This window comes from Pseudomonas sp. CM27, from assembly GCF_013179515.1.
Classification (GTDB): Bacteria; Pseudomonadota; Gammaproteobacteria; order Pseudomonadales; family Pseudomonadaceae; genus Aquipseudomonas.
The window spans coordinates 1-19474 of the sequence record NZ_JABMCN010000100.1 but is presented as its reverse complement, the minus strand read 5'-3'; the positions used below and the strand labels follow the sequence as shown (position 1 = coordinate 19474).

Annotated in this window: 15 protein-coding genes; 7 read left to right on the top strand and 8 right to left on the bottom strand. The window is 61.4% G+C overall.

The features are described from left to right. Both HP547_RS14310 and HP547_RS14305 read left to right on the top strand, forming a co-directional pair. Positions 1–1199: BCCT family transporter (locus HP547_RS14310; RefSeq protein ID WP_172286640.1), on the top strand; the 1199-nt coding region annotated here is incomplete at its 5' end. Between the two features lie 128 nt (positions 1200–1327). Next, the gene (locus HP547_RS14305) at positions 1328–6001 is read left to right on the top strand and encodes a dermonecrotic toxin domain-containing protein (RefSeq protein ID WP_172286639.1); all 4674 of its coding nucleotides are present in this window, start codon (positions 1328–1330) and stop codon (positions 5999–6001) included. 13 nt (positions 6002–6014) lie between these two features. Here HP547_RS14305 and HP547_RS14300 read toward each other — a convergent pair whose 3' ends face one another. From HP547_RS14300 to gpmI, 4 genes are all read right to left on the bottom strand, one after another. Next, positions 6015–6782 carry a divergent polysaccharide deacetylase family protein gene (locus HP547_RS14300; RefSeq protein ID WP_172286638.1) on the bottom strand — a complete coding sequence of 256 codons (768 nt, stop codon included), beginning with the start codon at positions 6780–6782 and terminating at the stop codon, positions 6015–6017. Positions 6783–6790: 8 nt separating this feature from the next. After that, entirely contained in the window at positions 6791–8116 is a 1326-nt protein-coding gene (locus tag HP547_RS14295) for a S41 family peptidase (RefSeq protein ID WP_172219813.1), read from the bottom strand. 78 nt (positions 8117–8194) lie between these two features. Then, a complete protein-coding gene (locus HP547_RS14290) occupies positions 8195–9502 on the bottom strand; it encodes a murein hydrolase activator EnvC (protein WP_172219816.1) in 1308 nt (435 codons plus the stop codon). Between the two features lie 241 nt (positions 9503–9743). Then, positions 9744–11279, bottom strand: a complete 1536-nt coding sequence (gene gpmI, locus HP547_RS14285) for a 2,3-bisphosphoglycerate-independent phosphoglycerate mutase (RefSeq protein ID WP_172286637.1) — start codon at positions 11277–11279, stop codon at positions 9744–9746. A 208-nt stretch (positions 11280–11487) separates the two neighbouring features. Here gpmI and HP547_RS14280 point away from each other — a divergent pair, with 208 nt between their 5' ends. From HP547_RS14280 to secB, 3 genes are read left to right on the top strand one after another with little or no spacing between them, the layout of a single operon-like run. Next, entirely contained in the window at positions 11488–11901 is a 414-nt protein-coding gene (locus HP547_RS14280; RefSeq protein WP_172219822.1) for a rhodanese-like domain-containing protein, read from the top strand. 1 nt (position 11902) lies between these two features. Beyond that, a complete protein-coding gene (gene grxC, locus HP547_RS14275; RefSeq protein WP_003249204.1) occupies positions 11903–12157 on the top strand; it encodes a glutaredoxin 3 in 255 nt (84 codons plus the stop codon). Between the two features lie 39 nt (positions 12158–12196). Further along, positions 12197–12682 (top strand): protein-export chaperone SecB, encoded by a 486-nt coding sequence (gene secB, locus HP547_RS14270; RefSeq protein ID WP_172219825.1) that lies wholly within the window; start codon positions 12197–12199, stop codon positions 12680–12682. Positions 12683–12845: 163 nt separating this feature from the next. Here secB and trmL read toward each other — a convergent pair whose 3' ends face one another. Continuing rightward, complete coding sequence (gene trmL, locus HP547_RS14265) at positions 12846–13307, bottom strand: tRNA (uridine(34)/cytosine(34)/5-carboxymethylaminomethyluridine(34)-2'-O)-methyltransferase TrmL (RefSeq protein ID WP_172219828.1); 462 nt, start codon at positions 13305–13307, stop codon at positions 12846–12848. Here trmL and HP547_RS14260 point away from each other — a divergent pair. Then, positions 13306–13743 carry a hypothetical protein gene (locus HP547_RS14260; protein ID WP_172286636.1) on the top strand — a complete coding sequence of 146 codons (438 nt, stop codon included), beginning with the start codon at positions 13306–13308 and terminating at the stop codon, positions 13741–13743. The two genes, trmL and HP547_RS14260, sit on opposite strands and share 2 nt — an antisense overlap. Before the next feature lie 377 nt (positions 13744–14120). Here the strand turns inward: HP547_RS14260 and ntrC are convergent, their stop codons facing one another. The 3 genes from ntrC to glnA form a co-directional block, all read right to left on the bottom strand. Next, positions 14121–15557, bottom strand: a complete 1437-nt coding sequence (gene ntrC / locus HP547_RS14255; RefSeq protein ID WP_172233324.1) for a nitrogen regulation protein NR(I) — start codon at positions 15555–15557, stop codon at positions 14121–14123. After that, on the bottom strand, positions 15554–16639 hold the full coding sequence (gene glnL, locus HP547_RS14250; RefSeq protein ID WP_172286635.1) for a nitrogen regulation protein NR(II): 1086 nt from the start codon (positions 16637–16639) through the stop codon (positions 15554–15556). Before glnL ends, ntrC begins: the two co-directional genes overlap by 4 nt. 355 nt (positions 16640–16994) lie before the next feature. Continuing rightward, entirely contained in the window at positions 16995–18401 is a 1407-nt protein-coding gene (gene glnA / locus HP547_RS14245) for a type I glutamate--ammonia ligase (protein ID WP_172227188.1), read from the bottom strand. Positions 18402–18870: 469 nt separating this feature from the next. On the opposite strand from glnA, the gene HP547_RS14240 reads away from it, so the two are divergent. After that, positions 18871–19474, top strand: a 604-nt coding sequence (locus HP547_RS14240; RefSeq protein ID WP_256676341.1) for a THUMP domain-containing protein, incomplete at its 3' end; no start/stop codon positions are given.

The window sequence follows — 19474 nt, the reverse complement described above, 5'->3', positions numbered from 1 at the left end:
TCATGCTATTCAGCGGTTTGCTGATCTTCGTCCTGCTGGGTGGCGAGACCCTGCACCTGCTCAATGGCCTGGTGCAGAACGTGGGGGATTACCTCAACGGCATCGTCCTGAAGACCTTCGACCTGTACGTGTATGAAGGGTCGGGCGACAAGTCCGAGCGCTGGCTGGGCCTGTGGACCGTGTTCTACTGGGCCTGGTGGATTTCCTGGGGCCCGTTTGTCGGCATGTTCATTGCCCGTATCTCCAAAGGCCGCACCGTGCGCCAGCTGGTAATGGGTGTGCTGCTGATCCCGCTGGGCTTCACCTTGGCCTGGCTGTCGATCTTCGGCAACACCGCGCTGGACCTGGTGATCAACCAGGGTGCTGTCGAGCTGGGCAAGACCGCGCTGGAGCAGCCGTCGATGTCGATCTACCAGCTGCTGGAATACTTCCCCGCGGCGAAGATCGTGATTGGTGTGGCAGTGTTCGTCGGCTTCGTGCTGTTCCTCACCCCGGCCGACTCGGGCGCGGTGATGATGGCCAACCTTTCGTGCAAGGGCGGCAAGGTCGACGAAGACGCCCCGCACTGGATGGTGGTGTTCTGGTCGGTCATCATCACCCTGGTCACCATTGGCCTGCTGTTCGCCGGCAACTTCGAAGCCATGCAGACCATGGTGGTGCTGGCCGGCTTGCCGTTCTCGGTGGTGCTGGTGCTGTTCATGTTCGGCCTGTACAAGGCCATGAAGCAGGACGTGGTCGTCGAGCAGGAGCGCGCCGAACTGGCCGCCCGTGGCCGTCGCGGCTTCAGCGAGCGCCTGGGCCAGCTGGAATTGCAGCCGACCCAGGCCGTGGTCCAGCGGTTCATGGACAAGCAGGTCAGCCCGGCGCTGAAAGAAGCCGCTGCGCAACTGCAGACCCTGGGCTTCGACGTGGAAACCCGGGTTGGCCAGTCGCGCAACATGATGGGCCTGCGGGTGATGATGGAAGAGGGCAACCCGTTCGTCTATGAAGTGAGCCTGGACGGCTACATGGCTGCGCCGAGCGAAGCGCCGGTCGAAGGCGAGCCGGAAGTGCGCCAGCGCTTCTACCGTGCCGAGGTGTACCTGCACGACGGCAGCCAGGAATACGACCTGATGGGCTTTGCGCCGGAGCAGATCGTACGCGATGTGCTGGACCAGTTCGAAAGCCACCGGCAGTTGCTGGGGCGTGTGTACAGCTGATACACAAACTGTAACGCCCAAGGCCTTGCTCGAGAGAGCAAGGCCTTTTTCATGTCTGAGCTTTATGTAGCGCGGGCACCGTGATTGCTTGCAGCAGCCTACCGGCTTTGCCATTGGAGGCCTGCTGCATGATCGCTCCCGACATTCCTACCTTCGACTTCAAACACGCTGCGGCCCTGCAGTTTGGTGATCACCCGACGCTGCGACAGGTTGCCAGCGAGCAACTGCTCAAGGTGTTGCTGGCCGAACTGCCATGGCTGGCATTTGTCAGTCCTACCCTGATCAGCGCTGATCCGCTGATGCTCGATAGCCCGGAGCCCGACACGGACTATTGGACGACCCAGCCATTTGTCGACAGGGTGCTGCTGGCTCTGCTTGAACCACCGCCGCTGGATATCGAACCCGTCGACGGGCGTCACCATAATCTGGGGCTGTTGGCCACGCATCGCTTTGCCGGCTCAACCAGCGAGTTCGATACCCGCCAATTGAGCGGTGTGTCGAACGTGCTCGATAATCTTGTAAAACAGTTGCCTCAGCTTTTTTGTGAGGCGCAACTGGCCTACTGGAGCGAGCAGGGGAGCGCTGGGGTAAGCCGCGATCTTTGGTTACAGCTGCTGCTGAAGTCCGCTCTACTGCGTGGCTTGCCGTTGCAGGCGCTGGATAAAAAGGAGCAAGCCTGCATTCGCGGCCTGATCCGTGGCGGGGCAGATCAGCCCTCGGTATGGTTGGTGAAAGCGACTTTGACCAGCGCTACGGTGACCACCGAGGAAACATTGTGCAATTTGCTGGTGACCGGCGAGTGGGACGAGCAGCAGGTGGTGCTTTGGTGTGCGCCGTCGGGTGTGGTGCGAAGCTTCGGGTCGTTGGGCGCATTCGGCCGCGCCCTGCGTGACGAGCTAGCGCAACGCTACAGCTTCGAGCAGCTGAGTTGGACTCGCTACGCGGCCGAAGGCAACATTTTTGCTCAGCAGGTTTCACTGTTGCTCGAAACCCTATTCAACAGGGTCGAGAGGTTAGCCTACCGGGGCATTACCGATGTGACGGAACTTGAGCAGCGCTTTGCCCAGTTGAGCGACCCGTCATCCTGGTTCATCAGCTATGCCGATGATACCGCTGCGGTACAGCCCCCCCCCGGCTGGCGCAGAAGCACGGCTGAAAACAGCTTTGCCTGCCACGCCGGCTTGTTGCAACTTGCGCTCGACCAGCTCGATTCGGACGGTGTTGCAGCCTTGGATGGCGTCCAGACATTGAATGAATACGCCCGCGAGCAACTCGTTGAACAGATACACGCTGACTACAGTGACGACAGCTCGCCCGACGATTTGCTGTTGGACCTGTACCTGGCGCGTGGGGAGCCTGGCGGGCCGGCAGCAGGTGCGGGTGGCGGCGAGCCACTGGTATTCGTCGGCAGCAAGAGCCTTACCGAGTTCGCCATTGGCAATCTTGTCTCCCTGAAGGGCGCGGCTATCGAAAAGGTTCGCCGCCGAGACGGCAGTGAGGCGCCGCCGTGGCTGGACGCCGAAGCAGCCAGGCGACTGGTCACTCAGGTAGACATCGGTGGCCGTTATCCGGCCTATGTTGCAGGCCAACTTGATGACAGTGGCCGGCGGCCTGAACGGATAAGGCGCTTTGCAAGAGAGTGGCGCAGCGCGCTGCTACAGAGTGCCATCACTGCCAAGCTCGATGGCAAGGTGAAGGAGGGCGGGTTGCAATGCGTTGTCGACTATTGCGCAGGACATGTAGACCCAGACACCCCGCGGATGATGCTGATTCCCCTGGCGTTCAGGCGTAGCCAGCACTCGCGTCAAAGTGATCCGGTTCATTGCATGTATATGTTGTTTTGCGCCGAGCCTTCTTTGGTACTGCTTTATCGGCCCTTGTTCAGGCAAGACACGCTTCGCGAGTATGCAAGCCTTCCCGCGGTGCTTGAACATGTGCGCGAATCCCGGCTGTTGCAGGCCGGCATCCTCGACTGGATGGACCCCGCCGTGCGCAGCGTCTACGACAACGGCGGTTTCAGTGAACCGCATGTCACTGCCATCGGCATCGACCCCTATGCGCTGCCAGAGCGCCCAGAGCCCGTTGAACTGGCGATTGAGTTCTGGCGGAATAATGTGGATGAAAGGCTTTACGCAGCTAACCGCGACGTCTTGTTGATGCTGGCGGACCAGCAGTCGGTGTCCAACGCAGAGAGCCGCTGGCAAACCCTGTGCGAAGGTGCATGGCTGTTGTTCGATGTGGCGACATTGCTGGTTCGCGGGCCGGTGGCCAGCGTGGCCTGGTTGGTACAATCGCTGAGCGCCTTGCAAGCGGACCTTCAGGCGCTTGAGCAAGGAAATGACTTTGAGCGGTCTGCTGCAATTGCCGACCTGTTGCTGAACATGGGCATGACCCTTTTGCATGCTCATCATCCGAAGCTGGAGGTTACCCCTGAGAGCGGGTTGCCTGATGCCTCGGCGTTCGAATGCCCTCCGCCACAGAGCGGAGCGTTTTCGGAGCTAGCGGTGAAGCCAGTTCAAAGCGCTGAAAACGCTGGCGAGGTTTTGCCCGCCTATTTCGGGCAATACACAGACTTTTCATTCCGAGGCCGCCAGGGGTTCAACTCGTTGCCCCTGCGTCAGAGGGAAAAGCTGCTGGCCATGCGTTCAAGCGTGTCACTCAACGGAGTCAAACCTCATACCGTGGGTGATGCGGCTGGCCTGTACCAGATGGGTGACAGCTACTATGCAAGCCTTGCCGGTGAGGTATATCGCGTAGAGCTTTCGAGCATCGGCGCGCGTGTGGTTGATGCTCAGGGCCGCTACGGGGCATGGCTGATTCCTTTCGATGGCGTTTGGCGAGTGAATGCGGGCATGGGTATCGGGGGGATGGAGGCTAGCGCCCTGAGCCTGAATATCAGCAAGCGCTTCAAGAAGCTGTCGTCCTCGGCCAGCGCGCTCGAAGTGCAGGCCCGCAGTCTGAGAACCGAATTCGCCACGCTGGGCAAGAGCATCATTGCGCAGCGGGATAAACTTTCAAAACTCCAAGGGATCAGGGCGGGTGCTCAGGCGAAAGTGGATGAGCAACCCCAGGGCAGTGATACTGCCGCTGCGCGGGCGGCCATAAGCCAATACGACGAGCGCATTGCGCAATGGCAAGCGGACCTTTTGAACCTGCGCAAAGAAACGGTCGCCAAGCTCGAGCAGGTACTGCACAAGGAAGAGCAACTGTTGCCGCTACTGACCGCCATGCAGGAGGCGAAGTACGCCACTGAGCGCGCAGCAGGGCATTGGGGAACGATCGTGCCGGAGACCGAGGTTGCGCTCAGGGTCCGGCTGATCCGCGACAGCCACTTCGTCTTCCGCGAGCTACAGACGTTGGCAGAAATCAGGGAGCTCAGCGAATTACAGGAGCGTCTGATAGCCGCCACGGGAGACGAAATCATCGAAGTCTATTTGCTGTGGCGGAGCAAACTCGAGGTGCTGGCAGGGTTCAAGGACCGTATGCTTCTGGCGTACGAACGTCTGGACAATCTCTTGGCCAATGCTTCTGATGAGCTCCAGATCAACGGTCTATTGGGCGGGGAGACGTTGACCGTCAGGCAAATGATCTCCTTGCGCAATGTCTCTACAGTTCAGTTGCGCTTCAATCAGATAATTACCCTGGCTGACCTGTCACTGCATGATGATGTTGCTGGTGTGGGAGAGACGCTTGCTACCTACAGAAGCGAACTCAAAGGTTCGTCACTGCGCAACGCTGCAGGCGCGCATGGCGTACTCGATTTTGTCAACCTGTCGGCTGAAGACCGCATTGGTATCCTGCAGGAAGCGTGGGACGAATATTCGGCGGCAATACTCAACAGTAGCAGCATCCTGACGGCCGGAGGGCAACACATAGAACCCGCCATGCTTGAGCGATATCGAGCACATGTCGAGAAGCTCAAACTGGATGCTGGCCGTCGTCTGGTCGAAGCCGTTCAGGAGCAGGAGGGGTCTGCAGCCACTGGCACGCGAGCGCCTTACAGTGCCTCCAGCGACCAGCACCGGGTGGTACGCAACAACCAGGGGCAGTTGCTGATCGGTACTGAAGTCGAGCAGGACGGGCAGCGTATCGTCGAAATTCGCGAGTCCTTTTCCAACGAAGTCCTGGCCACATTCGACTGGGTAGACGGCCAATGGCGGCAACGACAAGCGCAGCCGATTCCATCGCCCGGGCCCGCCCCTTCAACGGATCTGGCAATGCGCGTACAAGCGCTGCTGGACGAAAATGCCGTTATCGAGAGCAAGGCCAAAGCCTATGTCGCCAACGACATCAAGGCGGGCTTGCTCGCTCAACTATTCGATGGGCAGCTCGAGAAGCTCGACCGGGTGGTGGCCGACTTGCGTGAAGAAGGCTCTGGCGACGCTTTGGTCAGGCAACTGGAAAGCGCTGCGGATCGGCTTCGGTCGGACAAAAACCTGCAACTTACGACGCTTTATACCGGCACCCACTACCCCTCTGCCCAGGCATTGCAGTTCCTGCATCAGCAGGGGCTGATCAAGGTCGAATACATCGCAAGAAAGACGATGCACGACGGCAGCACGTTCGACGAGTACAAGATCATGCGCTTGACCAAACCCGGCGATTCTCAGGGCCGGAATCTGTGGGCCGCGCATTTTCATTTTCTGGCTGCTGATGCCTTTGCCGAGGAATTTACTCACGGTCACCTGAAGACGTGGCGCCAGCGCAGCATGAGCAACCGCGCGGAATCTGCTGCGGGTGAGCGGGTGCACCGCGGCAGGTTGACCCTGGAGCAGGCCAGGGGAATCATTCCTTTCGTTTGAGCAGGCAGGCCGTTCAGCGGTTGCTGTAGCGGCCATGCTTACCATGCGCCGGCATGGCCTGATTGCTTCGCTCGGCGATCATCTGGTGCAGTGTGACCAGGGTGATGCCTTGGCTTTTCAAGTGTGGCAGCTCGCGTGCCAGTACCTCGAGCGTCTGTGGATACGGGTGTCCGATCAGCACCGCCGAGCCTTGCTTGCGCGCCAGGGCAATGCCCTGCTGCAGCTGCCCGGTAATCGCCTCGGTGGTGCGTACGTCGTCCAGAAACACATCGCGCGAGACATGCGCCAACCCTTGCGCTTGTGCCTCGGCGGCCGCCACCGTGGCGGCGCTGGTGCGGCTGTCGACGAAGAACAGGTGACGTTGCTGCAACTGGGCCATCAGCCAGGCCATCGGCGCGCGCTGTGCGGTCATGCGGCTGCCCATGTGGTTGTTGATGCCTGCAGCGTAGGGGACCTTGAGCAGCGCGGCCTCCAGGCGCCTGGCCAGTTCCTCGATGGGCAGGCCCGGGTGCCAGGCGTACGGTCCGGTGGCCGGGTCCATAGGCATGTGCAGAATCACCGTCTTGCCGGCCTTGTGCGCCTGGCGGGCGAAGTCGCTGGCGTGGGGGGTGTCGGGCATGATCGCCATGGTTACCGGGCCGGGCAGGGCAAGGGTGCGGCTGTCACGCTCGGGGCTCTGGCCGAGGTCGTCGATGATTATGCTCATGTACGCCTTGCCCGCCGGTGCCGCTTGCGCGACACCGGCGACCAGGCAGAACAGCAGGCACAGCGGATAACGCATGGGCTGGATCATTTACCCGAGGTAATGTTCAGGCCCTTGAGCAGGCTCAGTGCCTGGCTCAGCTGGAAGTCGTCATCCTGCGGGCGCTCCTTGCGTTTGCTGCTGCCGGTCGGGCGGTCGGCGCCGCCGTTGCCGTTGCCAAGGTGGCCCTGAAGATCGGCTTCCTTGAAGTTGTCGGTGTCGATTTCGGCGGTGAGCTTGGCCGGGCGCACTTCAATGTCGGGGACAATGCCCTGGGCCTGGATCGAGCGGCCGTTGGGGGTGTAGTACAGCGCGGTGGTCAGCTTCAGGGCACGGTCGTTGGCCAGCGGCAGCACGGTCTGCACCGAGCCTTTGCCGAAGCTGTCGGTACCCATCAGCACGGCGCGCTTCTGGTCCTGCAGGGCCCCGGCGACAATTTCCGAGGCCGAAGCGCTGCCGCCGTTGATCAGCACCACCAGCGGCACGCCTTCGCTGGCGTCGGCCGGGTCGGCCGAGAAGCGCAGCTCGGAATTGGCGATGCGGCCCTTGGTATAGACGATCAGGCCCTTGGTCAGGAAGTGGTCGGCCACTTCTACCGCCGACTGCAACACGCCGCCCGGGTTGTTGCGCAGGTCCAGCACCACGCCGCGCAACTTCTTGCCGTTGTCCTTGCGCATCTTGGCCAGGGCCTTGCCGACTTCGTCGCCGGTCTTGACCTGGAACTGGGTGATGCGGATGTAGCCGTAGTCGTTCTCCAGCAGCTGGCTTTTCACGCTCTTGACCTGAATGACCGCGCGGGCCAGGGTGACATCGAACGGGTTACCGCCGTCGCGTACCAGGGTCAGGGTGATTTTTTCGCCGATCTTGCCGCGCATCTTGTCGACAGCTTCGGTCATGGTCTGGCCGCGGGTCGGGGCGCCGTTGATCTTGACGATCAGGTCGCCCGCCTGCACACCGGCACGCGAGGCCGGGGTGTCATCGATCGGCGACACCACCTTGATGAAGCCGTCTTCCTGGCCCACTTCGATGCCCAGCCCGCCGAACTCGCCGCTGGTGCTTTCCTGCAGCTCCTGAAAGTCCTCGGGGCCGAGGTAGGCCGAGTGCGGGTCGAGGTTGCTGAGCATGCCCTTGATGGCGTTTTCCAGCAGGGTCTTGTCGTCCACCGGCTCGACATAGGCCGCCTTGATACGGTCCATCACCTCGGCGAAGGTGCGCAATTCTTCGAGCGGCAGCGGTGCCTTGGCAGTCACCTCGGTGGCCGGTACGGCTGCCGCCGGAGCAGGCTGGGCCTTTTCCGCAGCAATGGCCAGGGGCGCGCCGACCGCCAGGGCGATGGACAGGGCCAGCTGGGTGAGACGAGGCGAGTGCAGCATGTCGAACGAACTCCTGATCCTGTAAGCGCTCCCTGCGGAGCATCGGTGCAGCCCTCAGGCTACCCCGTATAAATGTGACTAGCCCCGGCACCACTGCGAAGGGTCGGTAGGCCGGCCCTGCTGGCGGATGGCGAAGTACAAGCCTGCCGTGTCCTGGCCACCGCTGTCGCCAACGGTGGAAATGGCTTCACCGGCCTTGACGATATCACCGGCGCTCTTCAGCAGGCTCTGGTTGTGGCCGTACAGGCTCAGGTAACCGTTGCCATGGTCGAGAATGACCAGAAGCCCCGCGCCGCGCAACCAGTCAGCGAAGACCACCCGCCCGCCGTGCACGGCCCGCACCTGGGTGCCTGGGTTGGCGCTGATCATCACCCCGTCCCACTTGGCGCGTGCATCGCTGCCGCGGGCATCACCGAAGCGTGCCAGCAATCGACCATTGACTGGCCACGGAAGTTTGCCCCGTGCGGCAGAAAAAGCTCCGCCATAGCTGGCGCTGTCGCTGGAAACCATCGGGCCGAGGGTGGTGCGGGCCTTTTTCGGCGGCTCCACGGGTTCGCGGGCCTGGTCGCGGGCAGCGGCGGCGGCCAGGGCTTCCTGTTGGCGGCGTTTTTCGGCTTCCTGCTGGGCCAGCAGGGCTTTCTGGCGTGCTTCTTCGGCCTCGCGGGCCTGGCGCGCCAGGGTTTCCTCAATGGTCTTGAGGACTTTGGCCAGGTCGGCCTGGTCTTGCTCGCGCGCCTGCAGCTTCTGGTCGCGGTCTTTGACGTCGCTGTTGAGCTTGGCCAGCACCTGCTGGCGCTTGCCGCGCTCGGCTTCCAGGGCCTGGCGGCGGCTGTCGAGGTCGGCACGCTGGGCCAGCAGTTGTTCCTGCTGGCTGGAGATTTCCTGCTCGACGTTGGCCAGCTGGCGCAAGGTCTCGTTGAAGGTGCGCAGTTGCTCCAGGCGCGCCTTGCTCAGGTAGTCGTAGTAGGTGAGGGTGCGGGCGAACTTTTCCGGGTTCTGCTGGTTGAGCAGCAGCTTGAGGTATTCCTCACGGCCGTTGTTCTGATAGGCCGAACGGGCCTGGATGGCGATCAGCCGCTGTTGTTCAACGCGGGCGCTCTGGAGTTTTTTTTTCTCGGTATCAAGGCGCTCCAGCTCGCCCTCGGTCTTTTTTAGTTCTTGTTGCAGGGCCTCCACCTGCTTTTCCAGCTTGCCGATATCGGTCTCGGTAGTCTTGAGGTCCTTTTGCACACCGGCCTTTTCTTCCTGGAGCTTGCCCAGCGTCTTCTTGAGCTCGGCAATATCCTGGCGGGTGGCGTCCAGTTGCTGCTGGGTCTGCGCACGCTCGTCGGCGAAGGCCGGGCTGAGCAGGCATGACAGGGCTAGGAGAATCAGGGCGCGAAGCATGGGGTTTGGCGTACCAGGGATGGAGACTGGCCTAGTATGCCCGCCTGGGCAGGCAAAAAAAACGCCTCGCTGCGGGTGCAGGGGGGCGTTTGTCTGGAATTCATGTGCAAAGGGGCTGCTTTGCAGCCCAATCGCCGGCAAGCCAGCTCCCACAAAATCACCACAAGCCTTGAAATTGTGCACGTTACCTGTGGGAGCTGGCTTGCCGGCGATGGGCCGCAGCGCGGCCCCCTACTCAGAATCAAGCGTCGATCAGGATCGAAGTACCGGTCATTTCCGCCGGCTTTTCCAGCCCCAGCAGCTTCAGCATGGTCGGCGCGACATCAGCCAACACCCCGCCGTCACGTACCTTGACGTTACGCTTGCCCACATAGATGAACGGCACGGGCTCGGTCGTGTGCGCGGTGTGCGCCTGACCGGTGCATTCGTCTTCCATCTGCTCGACGTTGCCATGGTCGGCGGTAATCAGCGCTTCGCCGTCCACTTTGGCCAAGGCCTCGACAATGCGCCCGACGCAGGTGTCCAGCGCTTCAACCGCCTTGACCGCGGCTGCGAACACGCCGGTGTGGCCGACCATGTCGCCATTGGCGTAGTTGACCACGATCACGTCGTAACGCTGCTGCTCGATGGCTTCGACAATGCGGTCAGTCACTTCAGGTGCATTCATTTCCGGTTGCAGGTCATAGGTGGCGACCTTCGGCGACGGGATCAGGATGCGCTCTTCGCCTTCGAATGGCTCTTCACGGCCACCGGAGAAGAAGAATGTCACGTGTGCGTACTTTTCGGTCTCGGCAATGCGCAGCTGGGTCTTGCCGTTTTTCGCCAGGTACTCGCCCAGCACGTTGTCCAGGCTGGCCGGGGCGAAGGCGGCAGGGGCCGCGATTTTGGCCGAGTACTGGGTCAGGCCGATGTAGGCCGCCAGTTTTGGCAGGCGGGTACGGGGGAATTCGTTGAAGTCGGGCTCGACGAAGGCGCGCGACAGCTCGCGAGCACGGTCGGCGCGGAAGTTCATGAAGATCACGGCATCGCCGTCTTCCACCTTGACCGCTTCGCCGATACGCGTGGCCTTGACGAACTCGTCGCTCTCGTCACGGGCGTAGGCGGCTTCCAGGCCTGCCTGGGCGGTGTCGGCGCTGTACTCGGCGGTGCTGTCGACGATCAGGTTGTAGGCGGCGCTGACGCGGTCCCAGCGGTTGTCGCGGTCCATGGCGAAGTAGCGGCCGATGATGCTGGCGATGCGGCCCTTGCCCAGCTTGGCAAAGGTGGCGTCGAGCAGTTCGATGGACGATTGTGCGCTGCGTGGCGGGGTGTCGCGGCCATCGAGGAAGGCGTGCAGGTAGATCTTTTCCGCGCCGCGCTGCGCGGCCAGCTCGGCCATGGCCACCAGGTGGTCCTGGTGGCTGTGCACGCCGCCATCGGACAGCAGGCCAAGGATATGCACAGCCTTGCCGGCATTGGCTGCCTTGTCCACGGCGCCGGTGAGCACCGGGTTGTGGAAGAACTCGCCGTCGCGGATGGCCTTGGTCACCCGGGTGAAGTCCTGATAGACGACGCGCCCTGCACCGAGGTTCATGTGACCGACTTCGGAGTTGCCCATCTGCCCGTCCGGCAGGCCGACATCCATGCCTGAACCAGAAATGAGGCCGTGCGGCTGGTTGGCGCGCAGGCGGTCATAGACCGGGGTATTGGCGGCAAAGATGGCGTTGTGTTCGGGGATTTCACTGTGGCCGAAGCCGTCCAGGATAATCAGGACCAGGGGTTTGGGCGTACTCGTCATCAATCAAACTCACGGTTGTTCAAAGATGATAAAGAAACGCATTTTAGGGCAAATACGCCACCCACGGCGAATATTCGTCCCATTCCCCCGACCGGCGCACCCGTGGTAGCAACATGAAGGTTGGTTTTCCCGCCGGCCCGTCGGGCTTTGGTGGCACCATGGGGCTGTGTATACTGGCCGGCATTTTCAATCGCCTGGAACACCGCTGATGGTTGCTCACCTGATTCAATTCGCGACAGATCACTACATCCTGGTTGCGATCTTCCTCATTCTGCTGGTCCTGCTGCTTATCAATGAAATCCGTCGTGGCGGCCAGAGCCTGAGCAATGGCCAGCTGACTGCCCTGGTCAACGCCGACAAGGCCCTGGTGATCGACATTCGCCCGGCCAAGGAATATTCCGCCGGTCACATCGTCGGTGCGGTGAACATCCCGCAGGACAAGCTTGCCGCCCGCATGAGCGAGCTGGAAAAGCACAAAGAGAAGACCCTGATCATCGTCGATGCGATGGGCCAGCAGTCCGGCACGCATTGCCGCGAGCTGCTAAAAGCCGGTTACAACGCCGCCAAACTGAGCGGTGGCGTTTCCAGCTGGAAAGCCGATAACCTGCCCCTGGTGAAGTGATATGAAGCCTGTCATCGTCTATTCCAGCGACTACTGCCCCTACTGCATGCGCGCCAAGTACCTGCTCGAGAGCAAGGGCGTGGCCTTCGAGGAAATCAAGGTCGACGGCAAGCCGCAGGTTCGCGCCGAGATGAGCCAGAAGGCCGGCCGTACATCGGTACCGCAGATCTGGATCGGCAGCACCCATGTCGGTGGATGCGATGACCTCTATGCCCTGGAGCGCGCCGGCAAGCTCGACGCGCTGCTGGCGGCCTGATTTGCACTGCATTCAAAAACATTAGGATAAGGATCTGCCATGACTGACCAACAGACCAACGGCGCTGCTGCAGAAGACAACAGCCCGCAGTTCTCCATGCAGCGTATCTATGTGCGCGATCTGTCGTTCGAGGCCCCGAAAAGCCCGCAGATCTTCCGCCAGACCTGGGAACCGAGCGTTGCGCTGGACCTGAACACCAAGCAGAAAGCCCTGGAAGGTGACTTCCACGAAGTGGTGCTGACCCTGTCGGTTACCGTCAAGAACGGTGACGAAGTGGCCTTCATCGCTGAAGTGCAGCAGGCTGGCATCTTCCTGATCGCCAACCTCGATGCAGCTTCGATGAGCCACACCCTGGGCGCGTTCTGCCCCAACATCCTGTTCCCTTACGCCCGTGAGACCCTGGACAGCCTGGTGACCCGCGGTTCGTTCCCGGCCCTGATGCTGTCGCCGGTCAACTTCGACGCCCTGTACGCGCAAGAAATGCAGCGCATGCAGGAAGCTGGCGAAGCGCCGACTGTGCAGTAATCGCTGGCTCTATCAAGAAAGCGCCTTTCGGGGCGCTTTTTTGTTGCCTGTACCGGCCCTGTCGCCGGCAAGCCAGCTCCCACAGGTACTGCACAGGACCTGAGCTGTATGCGGTCCCTGTGGGAGCTGGCTTGCCGGCGACAGGGCCGGTACAGGCAGTTCATCAGCTCCCGGCAAACCCGTTCTGCCGCCACGCCTCATACACCGTCACCGCCACGGTATTGGACAGGTTCAGGCTGCGGCACCCTGGTCGCATCGGCAGGCGCAGGCGTTGCTCGGCCGGCAAACTGTCCAGCACGTCGGCCGGCAAGCCACGGCTCTCCGGCCCGAACAGGAACGCGTCGCCCGGCTGGTAGGCCACTTCGTGGAACGAGTGCGAGCCCTTGGTGGTAAAGGCGAACAACCGTGGGTTGCCCAGGCTTGCCAGGCATCCGGCCAGGCTCTCGTGGCGCTTGAGCGTGGCATACTCGTGGTAGTCCAGCCCCGCACGCCGCAGGCGCTTGTCATCCAGTTCGAAGCTGATGGGCTCGATCAGGTGCAGCTCGCAGCCGCTGTTGGCACACAGGCGAATGATATTGCCGGTATTCGGCGGAATTTCTGGTTGAAAAAGGATGACGTGAAACATGCACGGCTCCAAGCGTGAAGATGACGGGCATTCTACCCCTGAACCGGACGTGCGTTCGAAGGCGTTCCCGCGGGTGATGCTGTCGTTGGCGATTGTCGGCTTGATGGTCGGGCTGATGATCGGCCGCCTGACCGCGCCAGAGGAGCGCGAACTGCAGCAGGTGGAGGTGGTCCAGGACGGCCTGGAACTGTGGTTCAACGCAGAACCCAAACTGCATGGCGAGAATGTGGAAGGCACCGTTGCGCTGTTGTTCCAGGCCGAGGGCAAGGTCCAGCAGGGGCAACTTAGCTTGCAGGGCAAGCCCGTCAGCTGGCGGGTACAGCGGAGCAAGGAAGGGTTGTTGCTGACGGTGGTGGCCGCGCGCCCCCTGCACGGCGAGTGGGCCGGTGCAGAGGACGATGGGCGTTGGCGGGTGCAGGTGAAGCTGCACGAATAAAAGAGGGGATGTCCCGGCCTGCCTGTACCAGGGTCCCCAAAACGGGCGGTGTTGCGAATAAAAGAGGGGTCACCCGGCCTGCCTGTACCAGGGCCCCCGAAACTGGTGATGCGATAGCTATTGCAGGGGGCGTGCCAGTTTTGCAAAGCCCGTGAATACTGGGCTTTCAGGGGGATTTGGCCGGATGTTGAGGGGGTTTGTGCCTTCGGGAGGTGCAGTGGGCACAGGATCGGTGCATTGGGGCGGTGTCTGGTTTTGCGCCCCAAACGCATTCGCGGGTGAACCCGCTCCCACAGGTACAGCACAAGCCTCTAGGTCGGTGCAGTATCTGTGGGAGCGGGTTCACCCGCGAATGCGTCAGTTCAGGTGGTCAAGGATTAATGGTCTTCACCCTCCTCATCATCCCCACCCGCCACATTCATTCCCAGCTCCTTGATCTTGCGCGTCAGGGTATTGCGTCCCCACCCCAGCAACAGTGCGGCATCCCGGCGCCGCCCGGCGGTGTGCTTGAGCGCCGTCTCGATCATGATCCGCTCAAAGCTCGGTACCGCGCTGTCCAGCAGGTTGGTCTGCCCACGGGCCAACGCCTGGTCAGCCCATTGGCGCAGGGCCTGCTCCCAGTTGGTCACCGGCGCGGCGTCCTGCGGCAGGTTCAGCAGCTCGGGCGGCAGGTCACCGATCAGCACTTCGCGGCTGGAGGCCATCACGGTGATCCACCGGCAGGTGTTCTCCATCTGCCGCACGTTACCCGGCCATGGCAGGTTACGGATGAACTCTTCGGTCTCCGGCTTCAGGACCTTGGGCTCGACGGCCAGCTCCTGGGCCGCGCGGGCCAGGAAGTGGCGTGCAAGGGTGGGAATGTCTTCGCGGCGGTCGGCCAGGCGCGGAATGTGAATGCGGATCACGTTCAGGCGGTGGAACAAGTCCTCGCGAAACTTGCCAGCCTGCACCAGCGACTCCAGGTTCTGGTGGGTAGCGGCGATGATGCGCACATCGACCTTGACCGGCACGTGGCCGCCCACCCGGTAGAACTCGCCATCGGCCAACACCCGCAGCAGGCGGGTCTGGGTGTCGGCGGGCATGTCGCCAATCTCGTCAAGGAACAGCGTACCGCCGTCCGCTTGTTCGAAACGGCCGCGGCGCAGGTTGGCCGCCCCGGTGAAGGCGCCCTTTTCATGGCCGAACAGCTCGGACTCCATCAAGTCCTTGGGGATGGCCGCCATGTTCAGGGCAATGAACGGCGATGCCGCGCGCGGGCTGTGGCGGTGCAGGGCGTGGGCGACCAGCTCTTTACCGGTACCCGACTCACCGTTGATCAGCACAGTGATGTTGGAATGGCTGAGGCGGCCAATGGCGCGGAACACCTCCTGCATCGCCGGTGCTTCACCGATGATCTCCGGGGTGCGTGCCAGGTTCTGCGGCACATCCAGCCCTTGTTGCTCCTGCGCATGCTGGTTGGCGCGTTTGACCAGCGAGACAGCCTCGTCCACATCAAACGGCTTGGGCAGGTATTCGAAGGCACCGCCCTGGTACGACGCCACAGCGCTGTCCAGGTCTGAATGCGCGGTCATGATGATGACCGGCAGGCGCGGGTGCTGCTCGCGGATCTGCGCCAGCAAGTCCAGGCCGCTGGCGCCGGGCATGCGGATGTCGGAAATGATCACGTCCGGCTGCTGGCGTGCCAGGCGCCCCATCACACCGTCTGCGCTGTCGAAGCTCTGGGTGGTCATGCCTTCCTGTTGCAGGGCTTTTTCCAGGACCCAGCGGATGGAACGATCATCGTCGACGATCCATACGGTTTCACTTCGGCTCATGAGGCGGTGGCTCCTTGTTCCAGGGGCAGGTAGATCGAGAAGGCGGTGTGGCCGGCATGGCTTTCACACTCGATCAGGCCCTGGTGCTGGCTGATGATGTTCTGGGTAATGGCCAGGCCCAGCCCGGTACCGTCCGGGCGGCCGCTGACCATGGGATAGAAGAGGGTGTCCTGCAGTTCCGAGGGAATGCCCGGGCCGTTGTCGATGATCTCCACCCGTGCCACCAGGCGATGACGCACATGGCCGATGGTGAACTGGCGCAGGGCGCGGCTGCGCAGAGTGATGCGGCCCAGGCGCAGCTCATTCTGCGAGCTGATGGCCTGCATGGCGTTGCGCACGATGTTGAGTACGGCCTGGATCATCTGCTCACTGTCGATCAGTACATCGGGCAGGCTCGGGTCATAATCGCGCACCAAAGTGATGCAGCCCTGGCTTTCGGCCTCGACCAGGCTGCAGACCCGTTCCAGCACCTCATGAATATTGGTCATTGCCAGCGATGGCAGCTTGTTCGAGCCGAGCATGCGGTCGACCAGGTTGCGCAGGCGGTCGGCCTCTTCGATGATCACATTGGTGTAGTCGCGCAGGCCGTCTTCGGGCAGCTCGCGCGCCAATAACTGTGCGGCGCCGCGAATGCCGCCGAGCGGGTTCTTGATCTCATGGGCCAGGCCGCGCACCAGCATCTTGGTGGTTTCCTGCTTGCTCAGCTGGGCCTCTTCCTTGGTGATGCGCAGCAACCGGTCACGTGGGTGCACCTCCAGCAGCAGCAGGGTCTGGCCCTGGTGCAGGATGGGCGTGACGGCGTAATCGACGGTAATGGTCTGCCCGGTCAGCGATGTCAGTTGCGCTTCGCGCTTGGTGAAGGGGTGCGCCTGCTCCACCGCCTGGCGCAGCGAGCTGAGCGCTTCGGTCGATTCAGTGAACAGTTCGCTGATGAACTGGCCATGGCTGCGTTGGCCGCTAACGGCCAGCAGCATTTCTGCGGCCGGGTTCATGTACTCCAGGCGCAGATCCGCATTGAGCAGCAGCGTGGCGGTGGTCAGGTTGTCCAGAAGCAGACGGTGCTGTGCATCGCTGATGGTCATATGGCGTCGGTGACCTCTTTTGGCGCTTGCCTGGCACTCCTTTGGCAAGGGCCGGGCGCAGGTTGGATCCGCTGGTGCGAATTCTTGTACAAGAAAATGCAAGAAACAAACCAAAGCTCCGAAAAGAAGCGGGATTTAACGAGAAAGGCCTGGATCTGCGCGATATCGGATCAAAAACTCTGGATGAAACGTTTCATCTGAACCAGTTTGGCGAGCAAATGGGAGCACGGAGCAAAAATGTGCACCAAGATAGAGCATAGCGTGGCTGGTAAAGGTTTTTGTGGGAGCAGAAACGAAAACGGCCTCCCGAGGGAGGCCGTCTGGATCATGTCATCGGCGCCAGGCGCCGATCAGATCAGCAGCTGTAGTACAGCTCGTATTCCAGCGGGTGCACGAAGGTACGGACCTTGATCTCTTCTTCGCTCTTCAGCTCGATGAAGGCATCGATGAAGTCGTCGGAGAACACGCCGCCTTTGGTCAGGAACGCACGGCCTTTGTCCAGCTCTTCCAGGGCTTCTTTCAGGCTGCCGCATACTTGCGGAATGTCCTTGGCCTCTTCCGGTGGCAGGTCGTACAGGTTCTTGTCGGCAGCATCGCCTGGGTGGATCTTGTTCTGGATGCCGTCCAGGCCAGCCATCAGCAGGGCCGCGAAGGCCAGGTACGGGTTGGCCGATGGGTCCGGGAAACGTGCTTCGATACGGCGGGCTTTCGGGCTGCCGACGTAAGGAATACGGATCGAGGCGGAACGGTTGCGAGCCGAGTAGGCCAGCATTACCGGGGCTTCGAAGCCTGGGACCAGACGCTTGTAGGAGTTGGTCGACGGGTTGGTAAAGCCGTTCAGGGCTTTGCCGTGCTTGATGATGCCGCCGATGAAGTACAGGGCGGTGTCGGACAGGCCGGCATAGCCTTCACCCGAGAAGGTGTTCTTGCCTTCTTTCCAGATCGACATGTGCACGTGCATGCCCGAGCCGTTGTCGCCGTACAGTGGCTTCGGCATGAAGGTGGCGGTACGGCCGTAGGCGTCGGCAACGTTGTGCACGACGTACTTCAGGGCCTGTACTTCGTCAGCCTTCTTCACCAGGGTGTTGAATTTGACGCCGATTTCGTTCTGGCCGGCAGTCGCCACTTCGTGGTGGTGAACTTCGACGATCTGGCCCATTTCTTCCAGTGCGTTGCACATGGCAGTACGGATTTCGTGGTCGTGGTCGAACGGCGGAACCGGGAAGTAGCCGCCTTTCACGCCTGGACGGTGGCCTTTGTTGCCGCCTTCCACGTCAGCACCGGTCATCCACGAGCCTTGCTCGGAGAAGATCTTGAACATCGAGCCGGAGATGTCGGAATGGAACTTCACTTCGTCGAAGATGAAGAACTCAGGCTCAGGGCCTGCGAACACGGTGTCACCGATACCGGTGCTCTTCAGGTACTCTTCGGCACGCTTGGCGATCGCACGTGGGTCGCGGTCGTAGCCCTGCATGCTCGATGGGTCGACGATGTCACAGGTGATGATCAGGGTCGGCTCTTCGGTGAACGGGTCCAGCACGGCAGTGTCGTCGACCGGCATCAGGATCATGTCGGAGGCTTCGATGCCTTTCCAGCCAGCGATGGAGGAGCCGTCGAACATCTTGCCGACTTCGAAGAAGTCTTCGTCCAGGGCGTCACGCGACGGCATGGTCACGTGGTGCTGAATGCCTTTGGTGTCCGTGAAACGCAGATCAATCCACTTGACGTCATGATCTTTGATGAGTTGAACCGACTTCGACATGTTGTCCTCCGGAGGGTCTAGAGCGCGGTGGGCCGCTGCCCTGGAAAAAGGGTGTTGCCAGGCGCGGATAGTCGGCCAAGCTTACCTGCCTCACAAGGGAGCAAATTGCATGCCAGTGCCCGAAAATGGCGAGGTAGGGATAAAAGGAGGCGTTTGCGGGCATTTGAAGGTTGGGTGAGCCTGAAAAATGCACCCTAAAGATGCGAATTCTGCAGGCTGCGCACCAATATTGTGCATTGGTTGTTTGATGTGTTTTCTTGAGGGCCTCATCGCCGGCAAGCCAGCTCCCACAGGTAGGGCGCAGCTCTTGATACCTGTGGAGGGCCTGTAGGAGCTGGCTTGCCGGCGATGAGGCCGGTGCAGGTAATATAAATCCGACCTTCTGTACAAAAGTTGGTCAAATCCTGAGCAATTTCCGATATAATTCGCGCCCCTCATTTTCGGCAGGCCCTGCGCGCACTGTTAACCAATGAAACTTATCGTCAAAGTCTTCCCAGAAATCACCATCAAGAGCCGGCCGGTGCGCAAGCGCTTCATCCGCCAGCTCGCCAAGAACATCCGCAACGTGCTCAAGGATCTGGATCCCGAGCTCGCGGTCGATGGTGTCTGGGACAATCTCGAGGTGGTCACCCGCGTCGAAGACGAAAAGGTTCAGCGCGAGATCATCGAACGCCTCACCTGCACCCCGGGTATCACCCACTTCCTGCAGGTAGAAGAGTACCCGCTGGGTGACTTCGACGACATCGTCGCCAAGTGCAAGCAGCACTTCGGCCACCTGCTGGCCGGCAAGCACTTTGCCGTACGTTGCAAGCGCGGCGGCCACCATGACTTCACTTCGATGGACGTCGACCGTTACGTCGGCAGCCAGTTGCGCCAGCAGTGCGGCGCCGCCGGCATCGAGCTGAAGAACCCGGAAGTGCTGGTGCGCATCGAAATTCGCAACCAGCGCCTGTACGTGATTCACAATCAGCACAACGGCATTGGCGGCTATCCGCTGGGCGCCCTGGAGCAGACCCTGGTGCTGATGTCCGGTGGTTTCGACTCTACCGTGGCGGCCTACCAGATGATGCGCC

Bases quoted from the DNA above. Each gene is read 5' to 3' on its own strand.
- secB (WP_172219825.1), top strand. From the start codon at position 12,197: ATGACTGACCAACAGACCAACGGCGCTGCTGCAGAAGACAACAGCCCG.
- HP547_RS14295 (WP_172219813.1), bottom strand. From the start codon at position 8,116: ATGCTGCACTCGCCTCGTCTCACCCAGCTGGCCCTGTCCATCGCCCTG.
- glnA (WP_172227188.1), bottom strand. From the start codon at position 18,401: ATGTCGAAGTCGGTTCAACTCATCAAAGATCATGACGTCAAGTGGATT.
- trmL (WP_172219828.1), bottom strand. From the start codon at position 13,307: ATGTTTCACGTCATCCTTTTTCAACCAGAAATTCCGCCGAATACCGGC.
- glnL (WP_172286635.1), bottom strand. From the start codon at position 16,639: ATGACCATCAGCGATGCACAGCACCGTCTGCTTCTGGACAACCTGACC.
- grxC (WP_003249204.1), top strand. From the start codon at position 11,903: ATGAAGCCTGTCATCGTCTATTCCAGCGACTACTGCCCCTACTGCATG.
- gpmI (WP_172286637.1), bottom strand. From the start codon at position 11,279: ATGACGAGTACGCCCAAACCCCTGGTCCTGATTATCCTGGACGGCTTC.
- HP547_RS14290 (WP_172219816.1), bottom strand. From the start codon at position 9,502: ATGCTTCGCGCCCTGATTCTCCTAGCCCTGTCATGCCTGCTCAGCCCG.
- HP547_RS14300 (WP_172286638.1), bottom strand. From the start codon at position 6,782: ATGCGTTATCCGCTGTGCCTGCTGTTCTGCCTGGTCGCCGGTGTCGCG.
- HP547_RS14260 (WP_172286636.1), top strand. From the start codon at position 13,306: ATGCACGGCTCCAAGCGTGAAGATGACGGGCATTCTACCCCTGAACCG.
- HP547_RS14280 (WP_172219822.1), top strand. From the start codon at position 11,488: ATGGTTGCTCACCTGATTCAATTCGCGACAGATCACTACATCCTGGTT.
- HP547_RS14305 (WP_172286639.1), top strand. From the start codon at position 1,328: ATGATCGCTCCCGACATTCCTACCTTCGACTTCAAACACGCTGCGGCC.
- ntrC (WP_172233324.1), bottom strand. From the start codon at position 15,557: ATGAGCCGAAGTGAAACCGTATGGATCGTCGACGATGATCGTTCCATC.